This is a genomic window from Burkholderia anthinoferrum, from assembly GCF_002925705.1.
Classification (GTDB): domain Bacteria; phylum Pseudomonadota; class Gammaproteobacteria; order Burkholderiales; family Burkholderiaceae; genus Burkholderia; species Burkholderia semiarida.
Window position 1 is genome coordinate 256,602 of sequence record NZ_LFZP01000019.1, and the last position, 18,210, is coordinate 274,811.

Here is an 18,210-nt window from a genome sequence, read left to right on the forward strand (position 1 = left end):
CCGGGACGAACGGCGCAGTATACGCGAAGCACGACAGGTTTCTGCGCGGTTTTCGGGGTCCGATCAGCTGAACGCGCGCTTGATTCGCGAGCGCAACAGCGCGCGCTTGAGGCGACCTTCCACGACCGGCGTATCGAGCGCGATCTGCGTGCCGACCGGCTCGCCGCGATGCAGGTAGTAGCGGTCGAACGTCGCCTGGGTCATGCCCCATTTGTTCAGGAACTGGCGACGGCCGTCGTTCTTGACGATCTTGCCGGTGCTCTTTTGCTGGAAGTGGTACACGAGGCTGTCGCCGACGCCGATGAAGATCCGGCAGCCGGCATCCCAGAATTTCATCGAGAAGTCGTTGTCGCTGCTCATGCCCGGCGACAACTCGCTGCTGTAGCCGCCGATGCGGTTCCACCAGTCGCGGTGCACGAGCGTCGGCGGCCACGTCGAGCCGAGCCAGTCCGCGCGCGCGAGCTTCGGCGACGCGGCGATCAGGGCGGCCGCGTCGAACTGTTCGGCGTCGCGGCCGAAATTGCTGACGACGACGCACGGGTTGCGCGTGTCGACCGGCTCGATCATCGTGCCCGACAGCATGAACAGGTCGGTCGGCATCCGTTCGATGCGGCGCACGAGCGCCGTATCCCAGCCCGGGCAGCAGAACATGTCGTCGTTCATGTAGACGACGTAGTCGCGCGTGGCGCGCGCGGCGGCCAGGTTGACCGCATGGCAGATGCCGATGTTGGTCGGCGACGCGGTGTGCTCGATCCCTTCGCTGCGCACCCAGTCGAGCGTGCCGTCCGAGCCGTCGTTCACGTGCACGATGATCTGATGGTCGTACGCGGAGTGGCGACGCAGGCTGTCGACGACGAGCTTGAGGTACGGCAGGTTGTTCCAGGTCGGAATGATGATGGAGAACATGGCGGTCGGATTCGGTAGTCGTCGTGGCGGGCGGCGCGTGGCGCCGCCGGTCGGACGGGCACGCGCGGCGCGGGCAGGCCGGCATTGTAACGCCGGGCCGGCTGCATGCCAGGCGGGCGCTCAGCGGGCCCGTTCGTGGCCGAGTTTCAGGAAGCGGTAGTACACGGTTTCCGCGTTGAACACGGCGATCATGAAACCGGCGCGGCCATCGAGGAAGCCGCGGCGCAGCACGTAGGTGCGCACGAACGCCCACGCGCCGCGGCCGAGCGCCTTGCCGAAGCCGCCGCGCTGGCCAGCCGCGCGGCGCTGGCGCGCGCCGGCCGTCGAATACGCGTCGAGCTTGCGCACGACCGTTTCGAAATCCTCGTACGAGTAGTGCATCAGCTTGCCGGCCAGGCGCTGTGCGGCGGTATCGAATACGAGGCGCTCGTGCACGAGATCGTCCGAGAACCGCGCGGCGCCGCGCCGGAACAGCCGCGGCACCCAGTCCGGATACCAGCCGCTGTGATGGATCCACTGGCCGCAGAAGCTGGACAGCCGGTCGAGCGCATAGACCTGCGCGGCCGGGGCGCGGATTGCGTCGCGGATCGACCGCGCGAGTTCCGGCGTGACGATTTCGTCGGTATCGAGCGACAGGATCCAGTCGGTGTCGAGCGCGTCGACCGCACGATTCTTCTGCGGGCCGAAGCCCGGCCAGTCGCGCTCGACGATCACGCGCGCGCCGTGCGCTTGCGCGATCGCGACGGTATCGTCGGTGCTGCCGCCGTCGATCACGACGACGTCGTCGGCGAACGACAGCGCATCGAGGCACTGCGCGAGCCGCGCGGATGCGTTGAGGGCGATGAGGGCGACGCCGAGGGTGGGTTCTGCCATGAAATCGTCGAAAAGGCGGAGAAAACGGTGAGCGGCAGTATACCCGCGCGCCGGCCGGCGGCCGCTGCGGCCACGGCCGTGCCGGCGGGGGCGGTACGGCTATAATGTTGGGCCTTTTTCGGCACCCGCCGGACGGGGCGAATCCCGGGCAGCCACGCTCCGGGCGCCGCGTCGCGGCTCAAGAAGGATTGCCTTGGAAACCCAGAACACTCTTCGCAAACCGATGGACGGCACCGGTACGTCGCCGATCACGGTTCTCAAACGCCTGTGGCCGTACATCCGGCCGCTCATCGGCATCGTGGTGCTCGCCGTGATGACGATGGGCGTCGTCGCGGCTACCGAGGCCGGGATTCCGGCGCTGCTCAAGCCGCTGCTCGACCACGGCTTCGGCGCGCACGGCAGCGACCGCGCGAAATGGTACGTGCCGATCGCGGTGATCGGCCTCGCGCTCGTGCGCGGCGTGTCGCAATACACGTCCAACTACCTGCTCAACTACGTATCGAACCGCATCCTGCTGCAACTGCGGCTCGAGATGTTCCAGCGGATGATCCATACCGGCGCGTCGTTCTTCCAGCGCGAAACCGCGAGCACCGTGATCAACGCGATCGTGTTCGAGGTCAACCAGATCCTGTCGGTGCTGACGGGCGTGATGGTCACGCTCGTGCGCGATTCGCTGACGGTGATCTTCCTGCTCGGCTACCTGTTCTACCTGAACTGGCGGCTCACGCTGATCGTCGCGGTGATCCTGCCGGGCATCGGCTGGCTCGTCAGCAAGATCAATCGCCGGCTGCGTCGCCTGAACCGCGAACACCAGACGCTCACCAACGAACTGTCGTACATCGTCGAGGAGACGGTCGGCGGCTACAAGGTCGTCAAGGTGCACAACGGCGAAGCGTACGAGATGGACCGCTTCACGACGATGAGCAAGCGCCTGCGCGGCTACGCGATGCGCATGACGATCTCGGGCGGCCTCGCGCAGCCGCTCACGCAGTTTCTCGCGTCGATCGCGCTCGCGGTCGTGATCACGATCGCGGTCGTGCAGTCGTCGAACGACCAGACGACGGTCGGCGGGTTCGTCGCGTTCGTCACGTCGATGCTGCTCGTGATCTCGCCGCTCAAGCACCTGATCGACGTCAACCAGCCGCTGCAGCGGGGGATGACGGCCGCCGAGCTGATCTTCGGGCTGATCGACGAGCCGGCCGAGCCGCAGGGCGGCGGGCGGCCGCTGTCGCAGGCGCGCGGCGAGATCGAGTTCCGCGCCGTGTCGTTCGACTACGGCGCGGCCGAGCGGCCGACGCTCGACCGCATCTCGTTCAAGGTCGCGCCGGGCGAAATGATCGCGCTGGCCGGCCCGTCCGGCAGCGGCAAGACGACGCTCGTGAACCTGCTGCCGCGCTTCTTCGACCCGACGGACGGCACGATCCTGGTCGACGGCGTGTCGGTATCCGACTACGACCTCCACGCACTGCGCAGCCAGATGGCGATGGTCAGCCAGGACGTCGTGCTGTTCAACGACACGATCGCCGCGAACGTCGCCTACGGGCAGACGCCCGACCGGGCGCGCGTGCAGGCCGCGCTCGAGGCCGCGAACCTCGCCGACGCGGTCGCCGCGATGCCCGACGGGCTCGACACGCTGGTCGGCGGCAACGGGATGCGGCTGTCCGGCGGCCAGCGACAGCGGCTCGCGATTGCGCGCGCGATCTACAAGGACGCGCCGATCCTGATCCTCGACGAAGCGACGTCGGCGCTCGATTCCGAGTCGGAGCGCCACGTGCAGGCCGCGCTCGAACGGCTGATGGAAGGTCGTACGACGCTGGTGATCGCGCACCGGCTGTCGACGATCGAGCGCGCGGACCGCATCCTCGTGCTCGAGGCCGGCAAGATCGTCGAAGAGGGCAGCCACGACGAACTGCTGCGCCACGGCGGCCTCTACGCGCATCTGCACCGGATCCAGTATCAGCAGCAGGCGGCGTGACCCAGGGTCATGCGGCCACGCGATGCCGTGTGCTATCTTCATCGGGCAGTCCTGGTCGTTTCTTGTTCGACGTGACACCACGGAGGGAAGGGCAATGAAGAGGATGCACGGCATGATGCTGGCCGCACTGATCGCGGCGGGCTGCGCCGCGACGGCGGCGATGGCGCAGGATCACGGCAACCACGGCGATCGCGATGACCGCGGCGGCCCCGGCATGCATCGCGGGCATGGTCCGAAACACGTGCCGCCCGGCCACGCGATGCATCGCGACGACGTACCGCCGCGCTGGGCCGACGGGCCGCGCCGCGACTGGCACAAGGGCGACCGGCTGCCGGACGAATTCCGCGATCGTCAGTACGTGGTCGACGACTGGCGCGGCTACCACCTGAGCGCGCCGCCGCGCGGCTATCACTGGGTCGGCGTCGGCGGCGACTACCTGCTCGTGCAGATCGGCTCGGGCATCGTGCTGCGGGTCGGTCCGTAACCACCCGGCCCGTCACCCGTCACCGTCACGCAGCGTTCCGATCGTTCATCCGGCTGCCGGGCGCGTCGCCCGGCGCCGCATCACCTTGCCGCCGCGCGGCGGAACCAGCGCCGCTCGATTCTCGACATCACCCAGCACACGCCGAGCGCGCACACCGTGCCGAGCGTCACTTCGCCGAGCCGGATCAGCGGAACGTCCCACAGCGGGCCGTTGCCCGGGAACAGCAGCACGATCGTCGCGGTCACGCCACCGAGCCGTGCCGCGCTGCCGATGTTCAGGCACCAGCAGCAGACGATCACGACCGCGACCGTGATCGCGTACGCGACGAGGCGATCGCCGCCCAGCGCCGCACCGGCGAAACCGAGTACGCCGCCGACCATCGCGCCGATGAACTGGTCGCGCGACAGCGACATCGTGTCCGAGTAGTTGTGCTGCGTGACCGCGATCGCGGTGATCGCCGCCCATACGGCCTGCTCGGTATGCATCGCGCGGCCGATCGCATACGCAAGGCACGCGCCGCACACCGCCTGCAGCGCCATCAGTCCGCCTTGCGCGAGCCGCTCGCTGAATGACAGCCCCTTGAACAGATCGAAGATCGACTGCTGGATCTGCTGACGGGCTTCGTTGAGTGTCCTGATCGTATCCATCGTGCGTCGGTCAAGAAGCGGGTAGCGGCGGTGCGCCGCCGTCAATGCGCCTGTTCGGGCGACGCGGCCGCCGGTTCGTCGGCCGTCGCGTCGCCGTTCCCGACGCGCGTTTCGGGCATCACGAGCCACACCAGCAGCACCGCGAGCGCGCCGGCGGCCGCGAGCCCGAAGAAGCTGACCGCGTTGCCGAAGTGATCGGCGACGTAGCCGGCCACCGCGGTGCTGAGCGTCGCGCCGATCCCGGCCGCGAGCCCGAACAGCCCGATACACAGGTTGTAGCGGCCCTTGCCGCCCGCGACGTCGGCCGCGATCAGCGGCAGCATCACGCCGAACACGGCCGCGCTGATGCCGTCGAGCATCTGCACCGGCACGAGCAGGTACGGACTGCTGACGCCGGCGAACAGCAGCGCGCGCACCGGCAGCGCGGAGAAGCCGAGCAGCAGGATCGGCCGGCGCCCCCAGCGCTGCGCGGAGCGGCCGACCCATGGCGACAGCATCGCGACGATCGCCTGCGGCACGATGATGCACGCGGCGATCACGAGCTGCACGTTCTCGCCCATCCCGGCCGTGACTTCGCCGGCCGCGAGGTTCAGCATCGCGGCGTTCGACAGATGGAACAGCACGACGCAGGCCGCGAAGATCAGCATCCGGCGATCGCGCAGCAGTTCGAGCAGCGTTTCGCGCTCGCCGGCTTCGTCGACGTCGTCAGGCTTCGACGACTGCGGAATCACCTGGTGCGTCGGCTGGATCATCGCGAGCGCGAACAGCGCGGGCAGCGCCAGCACGGCGGTCAGCCAGAACACCGCGCGCGCGGAGAAGTATTCGCCGGTCAGCCCCATCAGGCCGGCCGCGACCGCGCTGCCGATCGACGCCCAGCGCGCGTTGCGGCCGAGCCGGTCGCCGAGGTCGGCGCGGCCGACGAGCGAGAACGAGATCGCCGCCATCGCCGGCACCAGCATGCAGCTGGCAAAACCGTGGAACACCTCGGCGGCGATCACCGGCACGATCGTCGGGCTCGACGCGAGCAGCACCGCGGACAGGATGATGGCCGCGATCGCCCACGCGGCCGCGCCTTTCTTGTTTTTCAGCGCATCGACGGCGGCGCCGCCCGGCACCTGGCTGACCATCGCGCTGATCGTGCCGATCGACAGCACCATGCCGATCTCGCCCTGCGTCCACTTGTGCGACGCGAGGTAGGACGCGATGAACGGACCGAACCCGGTTTGAACGTTTGCAACGAAAAAGTTGAGCCAGTCGAGGGCCCGGAGACTGCGAACGCTGACGGAATGCTTGATCGTCATCGGGTGGCACTCGCAGACGAAGCCGGCGCCGCCGGGGCAACGGGCGGGAAGACGGCGACGATCGGTTTGTCGGCCGCGTACGGCGGCGACGCCTTGATCTGCGCGTCGTTCAGGTCGAGTTGCGCGCGCAGCGCCTTGTCGCGCGTGACGAAGCGCAGCGCGCCCCAGCTCGCGGCGATCGAACGCCGGTCGGTATTGACGAGCCCGCCGAGGTCGAGCACGACGGCCTGCGGCTGGGCGCCGCGGTCGATCAGCACGTCGACGATCCGGCCGATCTTCGTGCCGTTCGGGCGCTCGACGTCGCTGTCGAGCATCGGCAGGCGCGTCGCCGGCGACGCCGCGGCCGAGCCGGACAGCGGCACGGCCTTCGGCCGCGCGGCCGGCGGCAGGTCGCCCGACGGCACGTCGAGCACGATCGGCTCCTGCTTGCCGCCCGGCGTGAAGCGGAACACGTTCCACGGGAAGATGACCTTGCGGTCGCCGATGCCCATGAAGCCCTGCAGGTTGACGATCATCTCGCGCGGCTTGCCGCTCGCGTCGACCACCATGTCGACCGCGCGGCCGACCACCTTGCCGTTGCGGCGCGCGACCTCGCTGTCGAGCAGCGCATGGATCTGGGTACGGTCGAGCGGGCGCGTCGCGACGATCGGCGGGGGCGGAGGCGGCGGCGGGGTCGGCGATTCGGGGCGCTGCACGGGCTTCGGCCGAGCGACCTCGCGGTGCGGCTTCTTCGGCGCTTCCGGCGTCTCCGGTTGCGTCGGCGCGGGCACGGGCGGCATCGTCAGCGGCTCGCCGGCTGTCTCCTCGACCGGCTCGACGAGCGCCTCGCTGATTGGTGCGGGCGGGTTCTGGACCGGCAGCAGTCCGCAGCCGGACAGCAGCGCGGCGGCGGCGAGAATCAGGAAGACCGTCGACGACGGCAACGACTTGCGGGATGCGGGAAACGGGAGTCCGCCGCTCATTGACACTCACTCCATGGGTCGGGGGCGGCCCGAGGGCACGCGGCTGGCGATGGATGGCGGGTGCGGGCGGCGCACCACGCGAGGTGAGAGTTTAACGTGTCTTGCTTTCAGGTCCGATTTCGATGGCGGGTTGCAGGCCGGCCGTCGGGAAAAGGAAGGGATCGGAGGCCGGTCGGCGGTCCGGCCGCGGCGCCGGATCGTCGACAACGACGCGGGCGCCGCCGGTGCGTCGGCTCGGCGAGCCGAGCCGACGCCCGCGGACAGCGACTTCAGCGTCGCAACGCCCGCCGCGATCATGACCATTCGAAAAAGCGACGCCAGCGTGGCCGGCCGTCGTGGCGGGACGGCGCGAGCGCCGTCTTAGGCCGCGTGAAACCCCGAAATCAGGCGTCCGGATACCACGCGTCGGTGAATTCGCTGACCTTGACGTCGGTCAGTTCCGGGCGGGCGGCCAGCCACCCGCGCACGCGTTCGCGGTCGGCGTCGGTCGTCGTGCCGCGCGGCGCGCCGGAGATCACGTACGCGCCGATGCCTTCGTCCGCGGACGCGACGGTCAGCAGCCCGTTCGCTTCGACGAAGTCGATGAACGCATCGATCAACTGGCCGCGCTCGAGGTCGGTCATGTCGTTGCGGTAATGCGCGGTCGCGTTGAACGCGAGTTCCTGGAATTCGCCGATGTGGAGTTTCTTGCGCTGGCGGCGGTTGTGGCCTTGGCTCATGGTGTGTGGTGAATGCGAAAAGGGTCAATGAAAGGGCGGCGGCGGGGCCGGCGCGGCATGCGCGAACAGCCCGGACGCCGCATCGGGGCACCGCCCGGCAATGCTGGCGGCGGATGGGCGAAAGGTTACATCAGCACGATGTCGTACTGCTCCTGGCTCAGGTTCGATTCCACTTGCAGCGACACCGGCTTGCCGATGAAATCGATCAGCATCGCCAGATGCTGCGACTCCTCGTCGAGGAACAGGTCGATCACCTGCTGCGCGGCGATCACGCGGAACTCGCGCGGGTTGAACTGCCGCGATTCGCGCAGGATCTCGCGCAGGATGTCGTAGCACACGGTGCGCGACGTCTTCACCTGGCCCTTGCCCTGGCAGGTCGGGCACGGTTCGCACAGCACGTGCGCGAGCGATTCGCGCGTGCGCTTGCGCGTCATCTCGACGAGCCCGAGTTGCGAGAAGCCGTTGACCGTCACGCGGGTGCGGTCGCGCGACAGCGCCTTCTTCAGCTCGGACAGCACCGCGTCGCGATGCTCGGCGTTTTCCATGTCGATGAAGTCGATGATGATGATGCCGCCGAGGTTGCGCAGCCGCAGTTGCCGCGCGATCGTGTGCGCGGCCTCGAGGTTGGTCTTGAAGATCGTGTCGTCGAAGTTGCGCGCGCCGACGTAGCCGCCCGTGTTCACGTCGATCGTCGTCATCGCCTCCGTCTGGTCGATCATCAGGTAACCGCCCGACTTCAGGTCGACGCGGCGCGACAGCGCGCGCTGGATCTCCGTCTCGATGTTGTACAGGTCGAACAGCGGCCGCTCGCCCGTGTAGTGATGCAGCTTCGGGCTCACGGCTGGCGTGAACTCGCCCGCGAATTCCGCGAGACGCGTGTACGTCTCGCGCGAATCGACCTGGATGCGCGTCGTGTCGTCGTTCGCGAAATCGCGCAGCACGCGCTGCGCGAGATCGAGATCCTGGTACAGCAGGCTCGTCGCCGGCAGCCGCTGCGCTTGCGCGACGATCGTCGCCCACGTCTTGCGCAGGTACGTGACGTCGCCGGCCAGCTCCTCGGAGGTCGCATCCTCGGCGATCGTGCGTACGATGTAGCCGCCTTTCTCGTCCGGCGGGATCACGGCCGTCAGGCGCGCGCGCACGGCCTCGCGCTCGGCCTCGCTCTCGATCTTCTGCGAGATCCCGATGTGCGGTTCCTGTGGCAGATACACGAGCGTGCGGCCCGCGATGCTGACTTGCGTCGACAGCCGCGCGCCCTTCGTGCCGATCGGATCCTTGATCACCTGGACCATCAGTGTCTGGCCTTCGAACACGATCTTCTCGATCGGCTGGTGCGGCGCGCCCGACTGCGGCTCGCCGGCGAGGCGCGGATGCCAGATGTCGGCGACGTGCAGGAACGCCGCGCGCTCGAGGCCGATGTCGATGAACGCCGACTGCATGCCGGGCAGCACGCGCACGACCTTGCCCAGATAGATGTTGCCGACCCGCCCGCGCGACAGCGTGCGCTCGACGTGAAGCTCCTGCACCGCGCCTTGCTGGACGAGTGCGACCCGCGTTTCCTGGGGCGTGAGGTTGATCAGGATTTCTTCGTTCATGGTGGGATTCAGAAGGCGAGGCGCGCGGTGCGCAGCAACGCGGCAGTCTCAAAAAGGGGCAGACCCATGATACCCGAATGGGAACCGTCGATTCGCTCGATGAATTCAGCGGCGCGCCCCTGGATCGCATACGCGCCCGCCTTGCCGAACGGCTCGCCGGTTTCGACGTAGCGCGCGAAGGCGTCGCGCGGGGCAGCCGCAAAGCGCACCGACGAGCGCGACAGCGCGGGCTGCAGCAGTTCGCCGTCGGCGCCGATCACGGCAACCGCGGTGAGCACTTCGTGTTCGCGGCCCGCGAGGCGGGTCAGCATCGCGAGCGCATCGTCGGCGTCGGCCGGCTTGCCGAGGATCGCGCCGTCGATCGTCACGGTGGTGTCGGCGACGAGCACCGGCGCGGCCGGCTTGCCGCTCGCGACGAGGCGCGCCCGCGCGGCCTCGGCCTTCGCGACGGTCACGCGCCGCACGTAAGCGTCGGCGGTTTCGCCGGGCCGTTCGGCTTCGAGCGCCTCGGCGTCCTCGTCGGGGCGCGGCAGCAGCAGCTCGAAGCGGACGCCGATCTGCTGCAGCAGCTCCTGGCGGCGCGGGCTTTGCGAAGCGAGGTAGAGCGTCTGGAAAAGCGGGGTCGGGAAAAGTGCGGGGGGCGTGCTGGACGGCATGGTGTCGTTATCTCGTTGAGCGCGCGCGGCGCGCGTCTCGAGGACGGCACGTCATGCGCGGTGGTAGGGGTGATTCTGCGTGATGCTCCACGCCCGGTAAAGCTGTTCGGCGAGCAGCACGCGCACCATGCCGTGCGGCAGCGTCATGCTCGAGATGCGCAGCAGCACGTCGGCGCGCGCTTTCAGCTCCGGATCGAGCCCGTCGGCGCCGCCGATCACGAACGCGACGTCGCGGCCGTCCTGCTGCCAGCCGGGCAGCGCCTGCGCGAGCTGCATCGTGGTCCAGTCGCGGCCGCGCTCGTCGAGCGCGACGAGCCGCGCGCCCTTCGGCAGCGCGGCCTCGATCTTCTGCCGCTCGGCCGCCATCACGCTGTCGGCGCTGCGGCCGCCCGAACGCAGTTCAGGCTTGATTTCGCGCAACTCGATGCGCAGCTCGGGCGGCATCCGCTTCGTGTATTCGTCGAAGCCGGATGCGATCCAGCCCGGCATCTTGTGGCCGACCGCGAGGATGAAAAGCTTCATCGGGGAGACGCGCCGCGACTCAGCGGCGGCGGGCGGCCGTCTTGCGCGCCGGGCGGGCGGGCGCTTCTTCCTCTTCCTCGTCGTCTTCGCTCGCCGTCGCGAAGCCGTTGCCCTTGCCGCCGCCGAGCTTCATCCGCACGGGCTTGTCGCCCCAGATTTCCTCGAGGTTGTAGTACTGGCGCAGCGCCGGTTGCAGGATGTGCACGACCGCGTCGCCGCAGTCGACCAGCACCCATTCGCCGGTGTCCTCGCCTTCGGAGCTGACGACGTCGCCGCCGGCTTCCTTGACCTTGTCGCGCACGTTCGACGCGAGGGCCTTGGTCTGGCGGTTGGAAGTGCCCGAGGCGACGACCACGCGGTCGAACAGTTCGGTCAGGTGGCTGGTGTTGAACACCTTGATGTCTTGCGCCTTGACGTCTTCGAGGGCGTCGACGATCACGCGCTGCAGTTTGCGAATATCCATGGGTTCAGGAATGGTAGAGGCGATGTTGAAGAATATAGGCCCATACGGCGGCCGGCACATGTTCGGCCGACGCGTCGGGCATTTGCGCATGGCGTGCGATGCATTCGCGCAGGTGCGCGCGGATGTCGGTCGCGGCGATGTCGAACGAAAGGGTCGTATCGATCAGCAGGCGGCCTGCCGGCGTGGCCTTCAGCACGTCGGCGCCGGCCTGCCGCGCGGCGATTTCCCGCGCGACGTCCGGCGGCGCGGCGCCGAGCTCGAAGCCCGGGCGCGTCGACACACCGATGTGCGCGTAGTCGAACAGCGTGCGCCAGTCGCGCCACGTATCGAGGCGCACGAGCTGGTCGGCGCCGATCAGCAGCGACAGCGACGCATCCGGGCCGATCCGCTCGCGCCAGCGCGCGAGCGTCTCGACGGTGTAGGTCGGGCCGGTGTGCTCGATCTCGTCGGTGGCGACCGTCACGGTCACGCCCGGCACGGACAGCGTGCCGGCGGCCGCACGCGTCATCGCGAGCCGGTGCTCGGCGGCCGACACGTCGCGTTTCTGGTACGGCTGCCCGGCGGGCAGCAACACGAGTTCGGTCAGGTCGAGCAGTTCGGCGAACCGGCGCGCGAGCGCGAGATGGCCGTCGTGGATCGGGTCGAAGGTGCCGCCCAGCAAGCCGATACGGCGCGGCAGCGGGGCGGGGCGGGTGGTGGTGTCCAGAGAAACGCGTCCTTTCGTTGGGGCAGCGGGGCGCGCGGGTTCAGACCCAGTCGCGCGGCACGAGGAAGTCGCTATACAGGCGCGCTTCCGGCGAGCCCGGCTCGGGCTGCCAGTTGTAGCGCCAGTTCGCGACCGGCGGCATCGACATCAGGATCGACTCGGTCCGGCCGCCGCTTTGCAGCCCGAACAGCGTGCCGCGGTCGAACACGAGGTTGAATTCGACGTAGCGGCCGCGCCGGTATGCCTGGAAGTCGCGCTCGCGCTCGCCGTACGGCAACTCGGCGCGGCGCTCGACGATCGGCAGGTACGCGTGCAGGAACGCATCGCCGACGCTTTGCATCAGGTCAAACGAGCGTTCGAAACCGGGCTCCGAGAAATCGTCGAAGAAGATCCCGCCGATGCCGCGCGTTTCGTTGCGGTGCTTCAGGAAGAAATATTCGTCGCACCATTGCTTGAAGCGCGGGTAGAGCTCGAGGCCGAACGGGTCGAGCGCATCCTTGCAGGTCTGGTGGAAATGCCGCGCATCGTCCTCGAAACCGTAAACCGGCGTCAGATCCATGCCGCCGCCGAACCAGAACACGGGCGCCTCGCCCGGTTTCGTCGCGATCAGCATCCGCACGTTCATGTGCACGGTCGGGCAGTACGGATTGCGCGGGTGCAGCACGAGCGACACGCCGAGCGCCTCGAAGCCGCGGCCCGCGAGCTGCGGGCGCGCCGCGCTCGCCGACGGCGGCAGCGCGTCGCCCGCGACGTCGGAAAAGCCGATTCCCGCGCGTTCGAACACGCGGCCGCCTTCGAGAATCCGCGTGCAGCCGCCGCCGCGCAGGCGTTCGGCCGGCCCGCGCTGCCACGTGTCGGTCGCGAGCGGCGTGCCGTCGAGCGCGCCGAGCGCGTCGGCGATCCGTGTCTGCAGGCCCTGGAGGTACGTGCGCACGCGCGCCACGTCGTAGGTCGAATCGGTCATGTCTGGACTGGCTGCCCCCGCTTGACGCGGGGGCCGTAAAAAAAGCGTCTGCCGGGCATTCTATCGAACCCCGGCAGAGGGGCCGCCGCCGCGAGCGCGCGGGGCGGCGACGGCGACGTCACGCGCTCTTGCGGTTGAGCGCGCGAAAGCCGATGTCGCGGCGGTACTGCATGCCTTCGAAGTTGATCTGGTTGATCGTGTCGTATGCATGCTGCTGCGCTTCGCGCACCGAATCGGCGAGGCCGACCACGCACAGCACGCGTCCGCCGGACGTCACGAGCTTGTCGCCGTCGGCGAGCGTCGTGCCCGCATGGAACGTCACGGCCTGTTCGGTTTCGGCCGGGATGCCGTTGATGCGGTCGCCCTTGCGCGGCGCGTCCGGGTAGCCGTGCGCGGCCAGCACGACGCCCAGCGCGGTACGGCGATCCCAGTCGAGCTCGACGGTGTCGAGCGTGCCCGCGATCGCCTGCTCGACGACCTTCGAGAAATCGCTCTTCAGGCGCGCCATGATCGGCTGCGTTTCCGGGTCGCCCATCCGGCAGTTGAACTCGAGCGTGCGCGGATTGCCGTCCTTGTCGATCATCAGGCCCGCGTACAGGAAGCCCGTGAAGCGGATGCCGTCCTTCTCCATCCCGCGCACGGTCGGCATGATGATCTCGCGCATCACGCGTGCGTGCATCTGCGGCGTGACGATCGGCGCGGGCGAATACGCGCCCATGCCGCCGGTGTTCGGGCCGCGATCCTCGTCGAGCAGGCGCTTGTGGTCCTGGCTCGAAGCCAGTGCCAGCGCATGCTTGCCGTCGACCATCACGATGAAGCTGGCTTCCTCGCCATCGAGGAATTCCTCGATCACGACGCGCGCGCCGGCATCGCCGAGCTTGTTGCCCGACAGCATCATGTCGACGGCCGCATGCGCTTCTTCCAGCGTCATCGCGACGACGACGCCCTTGCCGGCCGCGAGGCCGTCGGCCTTCACGACGATCGGCGCGCCCTTCGCGTCGATGTACGCATGGGCGGCGGCCGCGTCGGCGAAGGTTTCGTAGTCGGCGGTCGGGATGCCGTGGCGCTTCATGAACGCCTTCGCGAAATCCTTCGAGCTTTCGAGCTGCGCGGCTTCGCGGGTCGGGCCGAATACCTTCAGGCCGCGTGCGCGGAACAGGTTGACGATGCCGGCCGCGAGCGGCGCTTCCGGCCCGACGAGCGTGAACGCGACGCCTTCGCGTTCCGCGAAATCGGCGAGTTCGTCGAGCGCCGTGATGTCGACGTTCTTCAGACGCTCGTCCCGCGCCGTGCCGCCATTGCCGGGCGCGACGTAGACCATCTGGACGCGCGGCGACTGCGCGAGCTTCCACGCCAGCGCATGTTCGCGGCCGCCGGAACCGACGACGAGTAGTTTCATGGGATTCCCCGCAGACTAGAAAACAGGGCGGCCGGCACGCTCAGGCGCGCCGGCCGCGGAATCGGTCGGGCCGCCGCCGCGACAGGTGCGCGGCGGCCGGCATCTCATTCCTCGACGATGACGGCGTTCGTGTACACGTCCTGCACGTCGTCGAGGTTCTCGAGCGCGTCCAGCAGCTTTTGCATCTTCGCCGCGTCGTCGCCGGTGAATTCGACTTCGTTCTGCGGCTTCATCGTCACTTCGGCGAGTTCGGCCTTGAAGCCCGCGGCTTCGAGCGCGTCCTTCACCGCCGAGAATGCCTGCCAGTCGCACAGCACTTCGATCGAGCCGTCGTCGTTCGTGTTGACGTCGTTCGCGCCGGCTTCGAGCGCGGCTTCCATCAGCGCGTCTTCCGACGTGCCGGGCGCGAACAGGAACTGGCCGACGTGATCGAACATGAACGCGACCGAGCCGTCGGTGCCCATGTTGCCGCCGAACTTCGAGAATGCGTGGCGCACTTCCGCGACCGTGCGCGTGCGGTTGTCGGTCAGCGTGTCGACGATGATCGCCGCGCCGCCGATGCCGTAGCCTTCGTAACGGATCTCTTCGTAGTTCGCGCCGTCCGCGCCACCGACGCCGCGATCGATCGCGCGCTTGACGTTGTCCTTCGGCATGTTCGCGTCCGCTGCCTTGTCGACCGCGAGACGCAGGCGCGGGTTCGAGTTGACGTCGCCGCCGCCGAGGCGCGCCGCCACCTGGATTTCCTTGATCAGGCGGGTCCAGATCTTGCCGCGCTTCGCGTCGGCCGCTGCCTTCTTATGCTTGATGTTGGCCCATTTCGAATGACCAGCCATACCTTTCTCCGTGCCCGGGCGCGCGGCGCGGGCGATTGTTTCAGTGTGTCGTTGAATCGGCGGCCGTGTCGGCGGGCATGAAGCCGCGGGGCCGCGCGTGTCGAGTGGAGCGTGATTTTATCACGCGGTGACCGCCGGTTCGGGGCCGCCGCGCATGGCCGAACGGCCGGGCGGCCGTCGCGGCGCGCCGGGCGGCGCGGCACGGCGGCGCCGGACGCCCGGTGCGGTCAGTTCTTGGTGCCGAACAGGCGGTCGCCGGCGTCGCCCAGGCCCGGCACGATGTACGCGTGCTCGTTCAGGTGCGAGTCGAGCGACGCGACGAACAGCTTCACGTCGGGGTGCGCGTCCTGGAATACCTGCACGCCCTCGGGCGCGGCGACGAGCGCGACGAACATGATGTTCGCGGCCGGCACGTTGCGGCGCTTGAGCACGTCGACCGCGTGCACGGCCGAATAGCCGGTCGCGACCATCGGGTCGCACAGGATGAAGATGCGGTCTTCCAGGTCCGGCAGGCGCACCAGGTATTCGACCGGGCGATGGTCGTCGGCGCGGTACACGCCGATGTGGCCGACGCGCGCGGACGGCACCAGGTCGAGCAGGCCGTCCGACATCCCGATGCCCGCGCGCAGCACGGGCACGATCGCGAGCTTCTTGCCCGCGATCACCGGCGCGTCGACCGCCACCAGCGGGGTTTCGACCCGCTTGGTCGTGATCGGCAGGTTGCGGGTGATCTCATAGCCCATCAGCAGCGTGATCTCGCGCAGCAGTTCGCGGAACGTGCGCGTGGACGTGTCCTTGTCGCGCATGTGCGTGAGCTTGTGCTGGATCAGCGGGTGATCGGTGATGAAGAGGTTCGGGAAACGGCTGTCCTGTTTCATGACGGGGTGCCTTGACGGCAAAAGGGGATCGGGGGCGGCGGCGGGCGTGGGCCGGCCGTCGCTCATGGCCGCAATTTTACCAAGGCGCGCCGCGCGATCCGGATATTATCGACGTCTCACGACAATCCGCGTGCCGCGCCCGCCCGTTCGCCCGTTTGCCTGCCGGCCGGCGGCAACGGGGAGCCGCGTCGGCACGCGCGCCACCAGGGAAGCGAAGATGGATCTCGGCATCGAAGGAAAGACCGCGCTCGTGTGCGCGGCCAGCAAGGGCCTCGGGCGCGGCTGCGCGGAAGCGCTGGCCGCCGAGGGCGTGAACCTCGTGATCGTCGCGCGCACGCGCGACACGCTGGAGGAAACCGCGGAAGAGATCCGCGCCGGCGCGAACGTGTCGGTCACGGCGGTCGCGTGCGACATCACGACGCCGGACGGCCGCGCGGCCGCGCTCGCCGCGTGCCCGCAGCCGGACATTCTCGTGACGAATGCCGGCGGCCCGCCGCCCGGCGACTTCCGCGATTTCTCCCACGACGACTGGATCCGCGCGCTCGACGCGAACATGCTGACGCCGATCGAGCTGATCCGCGCGACCATCGACGGGATGATCGCGCGCGGCTTCGGCCGGATCGTCAACATCACGAGTTCGGCGGTGAAGGCGCCGATCGACGTGCTGGCGTTGTCGAACGGCGCGCGCTCCGGGCTGACCGGCTTCGTCGCGGGGCTGTCGCGCAAGGTCGCGGGGCAGGGCGTGACGATCAACAACCTGCTGCCGGGGCTGTTCGATACCGACCGGATCGCGACGACGCTCGCCGCGTCGGCGAAGGCGCAGGGCGTGACGGTCGACGAGATGCGCGCGCGCCGCACGAAGGACATCCCGGCCGGGCGCCTCGGCACGCGTGCCGAATTCGGCGCGGCCTGCGCGTTCCTGTGCAGCGTGCACGCGGGCTACATCACCGGGCAGAACTGGCTGCTCGACGGCGGCGCGTATCCGGGCACGTTCTGACCCGCGCTTTTCGATTCACGACGACGACAACCGAACGACGAAGGAACTGGAGATGAGCAAACCCCGTATCGCACTGATCGCGCATGACGCGAAGAAGGACGAGATCGTCGCGCTCGCGGGTCAGTTTCGCGAGACGCTCGCGCAATGCCGGCTGGTCGCGACGGGCACGACGGGCGGCCGCATCGCGGCCGCGCACGGGCTGGAGGTCGAGCGCAAGCTGTCGGGGCCGCTCGGCGGCGACCTGCAGATCGGCGCGGAACTGGCCGACGGCCGCGTCGACCTCGTCGTGTTCCTGCGCGACCCGATGACCGCGCAGCCGCACGACCCCGACATCACCGCGCTGGTGCGCGCGTGCGACGTGCACGACGTGCCGGTCGCGACCAACGTCGCGACCGCGCGGATGCTGCTCGACGATCTGGCGAGGAGCATGCAGGACGTGTGCTGACGAGCTGTTCTGGAGTGCTCCGCATTAATGGTCGGGTTCTGTCTGAAAGGGTGCCGTATCCGATCGGCGGTTGTGCCGCGTGCTTCGCTGTCGTGCGAGCCGGTCGGTGCGTTGTCACGCAACGACCGGCTCGGTGCTTCAGCGCGCCGCGCCTGTCGGCACAGCGTGTTGGCGCGATCACGCGACACGCAATCGAGCGGACGAGCGCGCTTGCGCGTTCGTCGAAGCCGTCGCGGGACAGGTCACCGCGCCGGCCAACTCGCGGACCTCGCGCGATAACGCCTGGACTATGGCGAACTGCTCGTTCCGGCGAACGATAGAAGGGATTCAACTCCTTGAAGCAGTTCGGGCAAGAAGGACTGATCCAGTCCACAATGCCCTGTAATGCACGCGCCGTCGGGAGGAGTTGGCTGAAAGCGCCAGTCGCCCACGATTGCGCCTCGATCAAGTGTTCGCAATGTCAGCTCAAACCCCGGCTCAACGCCTGTTAACTCTGCTCGTTGCCCGGCTTGAAGCTGCATTTGAACAGATCGAATCTGTTGCCGAAATTGTCGCAACTCGTCGGGCATGACACTCCATTGCCCTTCCGCCTCGATACCCGGTACCGTCAATTGGATTCGTACATCGATCCATTCAAGATACGGCCCTCCCGGTTCGTCGCGTCGCGCAGCAACGGGCTCCATCTGAAGTCGAAAGTCATTTGTGTCGATGATCAGCATGGGTTCAACGCTAAAAACGCAACCTTCCGAGACGTGATGAACAATTGCCCACCTAGTGTCCTGTTCCGTTGTTAACTGGTCTATCTTCACGTAGCATGTTGACGTCAACGGAACGGGAGACGTCAGCATGGCGATGGGACGACCGAAGGCGGAACTGGTGCTGAGC

General features: G+C 68.4%; 20 protein-coding genes. 4 read left to right on the forward strand and 16 right to left on the reverse strand.

Features of this window, described 5'->3' with window-relative positions; all coding sequences use genetic code 11:
- Positions 1-63 precede the first annotated feature (63 nt).
- Complete coding sequence (locus C5F75_RS06325) at positions 64-906, reverse strand: glycosyltransferase family 2 protein (protein WP_059583690.1); 843 nt, start codon at positions 904-906, stop codon at positions 64-66.
- A 120-nt stretch (positions 907-1,026) separates the two neighbouring features.
- Complete coding sequence (locus tag C5F75_RS06330; RefSeq protein ID WP_104011987.1) at positions 1,027-1,779, reverse strand: glycosyltransferase family 2 protein; 753 nt, start codon at positions 1,777-1,779, stop codon at positions 1,027-1,029.
- A gap of 223 nt (positions 1,780-2,002) precedes the next feature.
- Between C5F75_RS06330 and msbA the strand changes: the two genes are divergently transcribed.
- Together msbA and C5F75_RS06340 are read left to right on the forward strand one after the other, a co-directional pair.
- Entirely contained in the window at positions 2,003-3,754 is a 1,752-nt protein-coding gene (gene msbA, locus C5F75_RS06335) for a lipid A export permease/ATP-binding protein MsbA (protein WP_059646519.1), read from the forward strand.
- A gap of 94 nt (positions 3,755-3,848) precedes the next feature.
- Positions 3,849-4,238, forward strand: coding sequence for an RcnB family protein (locus tag C5F75_RS06340; protein WP_059583685.1), 390 nt, complete (start codon positions 3,849-3,851; stop codon positions 4,236-4,238).
- Between the two features lie 80 nt (positions 4,239-4,318).
- On the opposite strand, the gene C5F75_RS06345 is transcribed toward C5F75_RS06340, so the two are convergent.
- From C5F75_RS06345 to upp, 13 genes are all read right to left on the reverse strand, one after another.
- Positions 4,319-4,885: an FUSC family protein gene (locus tag C5F75_RS06345; RefSeq protein WP_060312012.1), complete on the reverse strand. Its 567-nt coding sequence runs from the start codon at positions 4,883-4,885 to the stop codon at positions 4,319-4,321.
- A 41-nt stretch (positions 4,886-4,926) separates the two neighbouring features.
- On the reverse strand, positions 4,927-6,186 hold the full coding sequence (locus tag C5F75_RS06350) for an MFS transporter (protein WP_059583682.1): 1,260 nt from the start codon (positions 6,184-6,186) through the stop codon (positions 4,927-4,929).
- Positions 6,183-7,148 (reverse strand): PRC-barrel domain-containing protein, encoded by a 966-nt coding sequence (locus tag C5F75_RS06355; RefSeq protein WP_059583680.1) that lies wholly within the window; start codon positions 7,146-7,148, stop codon positions 6,183-6,185. Before C5F75_RS06355 ends, C5F75_RS06350 begins: the two co-directional genes overlap by 4 nt.
- 383 nt (positions 7,149-7,531) lie before the next feature.
- Complete coding sequence (locus tag C5F75_RS06360; RefSeq protein WP_059583676.1) at positions 7,532-7,867, reverse strand: YggL 50S ribosome-binding family protein; 336 nt, start codon at positions 7,865-7,867, stop codon at positions 7,532-7,534.
- Positions 7,868-7,992: 125 nt separating this feature from the next.
- Positions 7,993-9,462 carry a ribonuclease G gene (gene rng, locus C5F75_RS06365; protein WP_059583675.1) on the reverse strand — a complete coding sequence of 490 codons (1,470 nt, stop codon included), beginning with the start codon at positions 9,460-9,462 and terminating at the stop codon, positions 7,993-7,995.
- An 8-nt stretch (positions 9,463-9,470) separates the two neighbouring features.
- The gene (locus C5F75_RS06370) at positions 9,471-10,118 is read right to left on the reverse strand and encodes a Maf family protein (RefSeq protein ID WP_104011988.1); all 648 of its coding nucleotides are present in this window, start codon (positions 10,116-10,118) and stop codon (positions 9,471-9,473) included.
- A gap of 51 nt (positions 10,119-10,169) precedes the next feature.
- A complete protein-coding gene (gene rlmH / locus C5F75_RS06375; RefSeq protein ID WP_048249282.1) occupies positions 10,170-10,640 on the reverse strand; it encodes a 23S rRNA (pseudouridine(1915)-N(3))-methyltransferase RlmH in 471 nt (156 codons plus the stop codon).
- Between the two features lie 19 nt (positions 10,641-10,659).
- Positions 10,660-11,103: a ribosome silencing factor gene (gene rsfS / locus C5F75_RS06380; RefSeq protein WP_006484266.1), complete on the reverse strand. Its 444-nt coding sequence runs from the start codon at positions 11,101-11,103 to the stop codon at positions 10,660-10,662.
- Positions 11,104-11,107: 4 nt separating this feature from the next.
- Positions 11,108-11,884: a nicotinate-nucleotide adenylyltransferase gene (locus C5F75_RS06385; protein WP_373453012.1), complete on the reverse strand. Its 777-nt coding sequence runs from the start codon at positions 11,882-11,884 to the stop codon at positions 11,108-11,110.
- Positions 11,850-12,773 carry an oxygen-dependent coproporphyrinogen oxidase gene (gene hemF, locus C5F75_RS06390; protein WP_060312048.1) on the reverse strand — a complete coding sequence of 308 codons (924 nt, stop codon included), beginning with the start codon at positions 12,771-12,773 and terminating at the stop codon, positions 11,850-11,852. Before hemF ends, C5F75_RS06385 begins: the two co-directional genes overlap by 35 nt.
- A gap of 118 nt (positions 12,774-12,891) precedes the next feature.
- Positions 12,892-14,172 carry a phosphoribosylamine--glycine ligase gene (gene purD, locus C5F75_RS06395; RefSeq protein WP_060312050.1) on the reverse strand — a complete coding sequence of 427 codons (1,281 nt, stop codon included), beginning with the start codon at positions 14,170-14,172 and terminating at the stop codon, positions 12,892-12,894.
- A 104-nt stretch (positions 14,173-14,276) separates the two neighbouring features.
- A complete protein-coding gene (locus C5F75_RS06400) occupies positions 14,277-15,005 on the reverse strand; it encodes a YebC/PmpR family DNA-binding transcriptional regulator (RefSeq protein ID WP_059583669.1) in 729 nt (242 codons plus the stop codon).
- A gap of 227 nt (positions 15,006-15,232) precedes the next feature.
- Complete coding sequence (gene upp, locus C5F75_RS06405) at positions 15,233-15,883, reverse strand: uracil phosphoribosyltransferase (RefSeq protein ID WP_006481871.1); 651 nt, start codon at positions 15,881-15,883, stop codon at positions 15,233-15,235.
- 217 nt (positions 15,884-16,100) lie between these two features.
- Between upp and C5F75_RS06410 the strand changes: the two genes are divergently transcribed.
- Both C5F75_RS06410 and C5F75_RS06415 read left to right on the forward strand, forming a co-directional pair.
- Positions 16,101-16,880, forward strand: coding sequence for an SDR family oxidoreductase (locus C5F75_RS06410; RefSeq protein WP_060312052.1), 780 nt, complete (start codon positions 16,101-16,103; stop codon positions 16,878-16,880).
- A gap of 52 nt (positions 16,881-16,932) precedes the next feature.
- Positions 16,933-17,325, forward strand: coding sequence for a methylglyoxal synthase (locus C5F75_RS06415; RefSeq protein ID WP_060312056.1), 393 nt, complete (start codon positions 16,933-16,935; stop codon positions 17,323-17,325).
- Positions 17,326-17,612: 287 nt separating this feature from the next.
- Here C5F75_RS06415 and C5F75_RS36200 read toward each other — a convergent pair.
- The coding region (locus C5F75_RS36200; protein WP_219817244.1) for a WapI family immunity protein at positions 17,613-18,210 on the reverse strand (598 nt) is incomplete at its 5' end.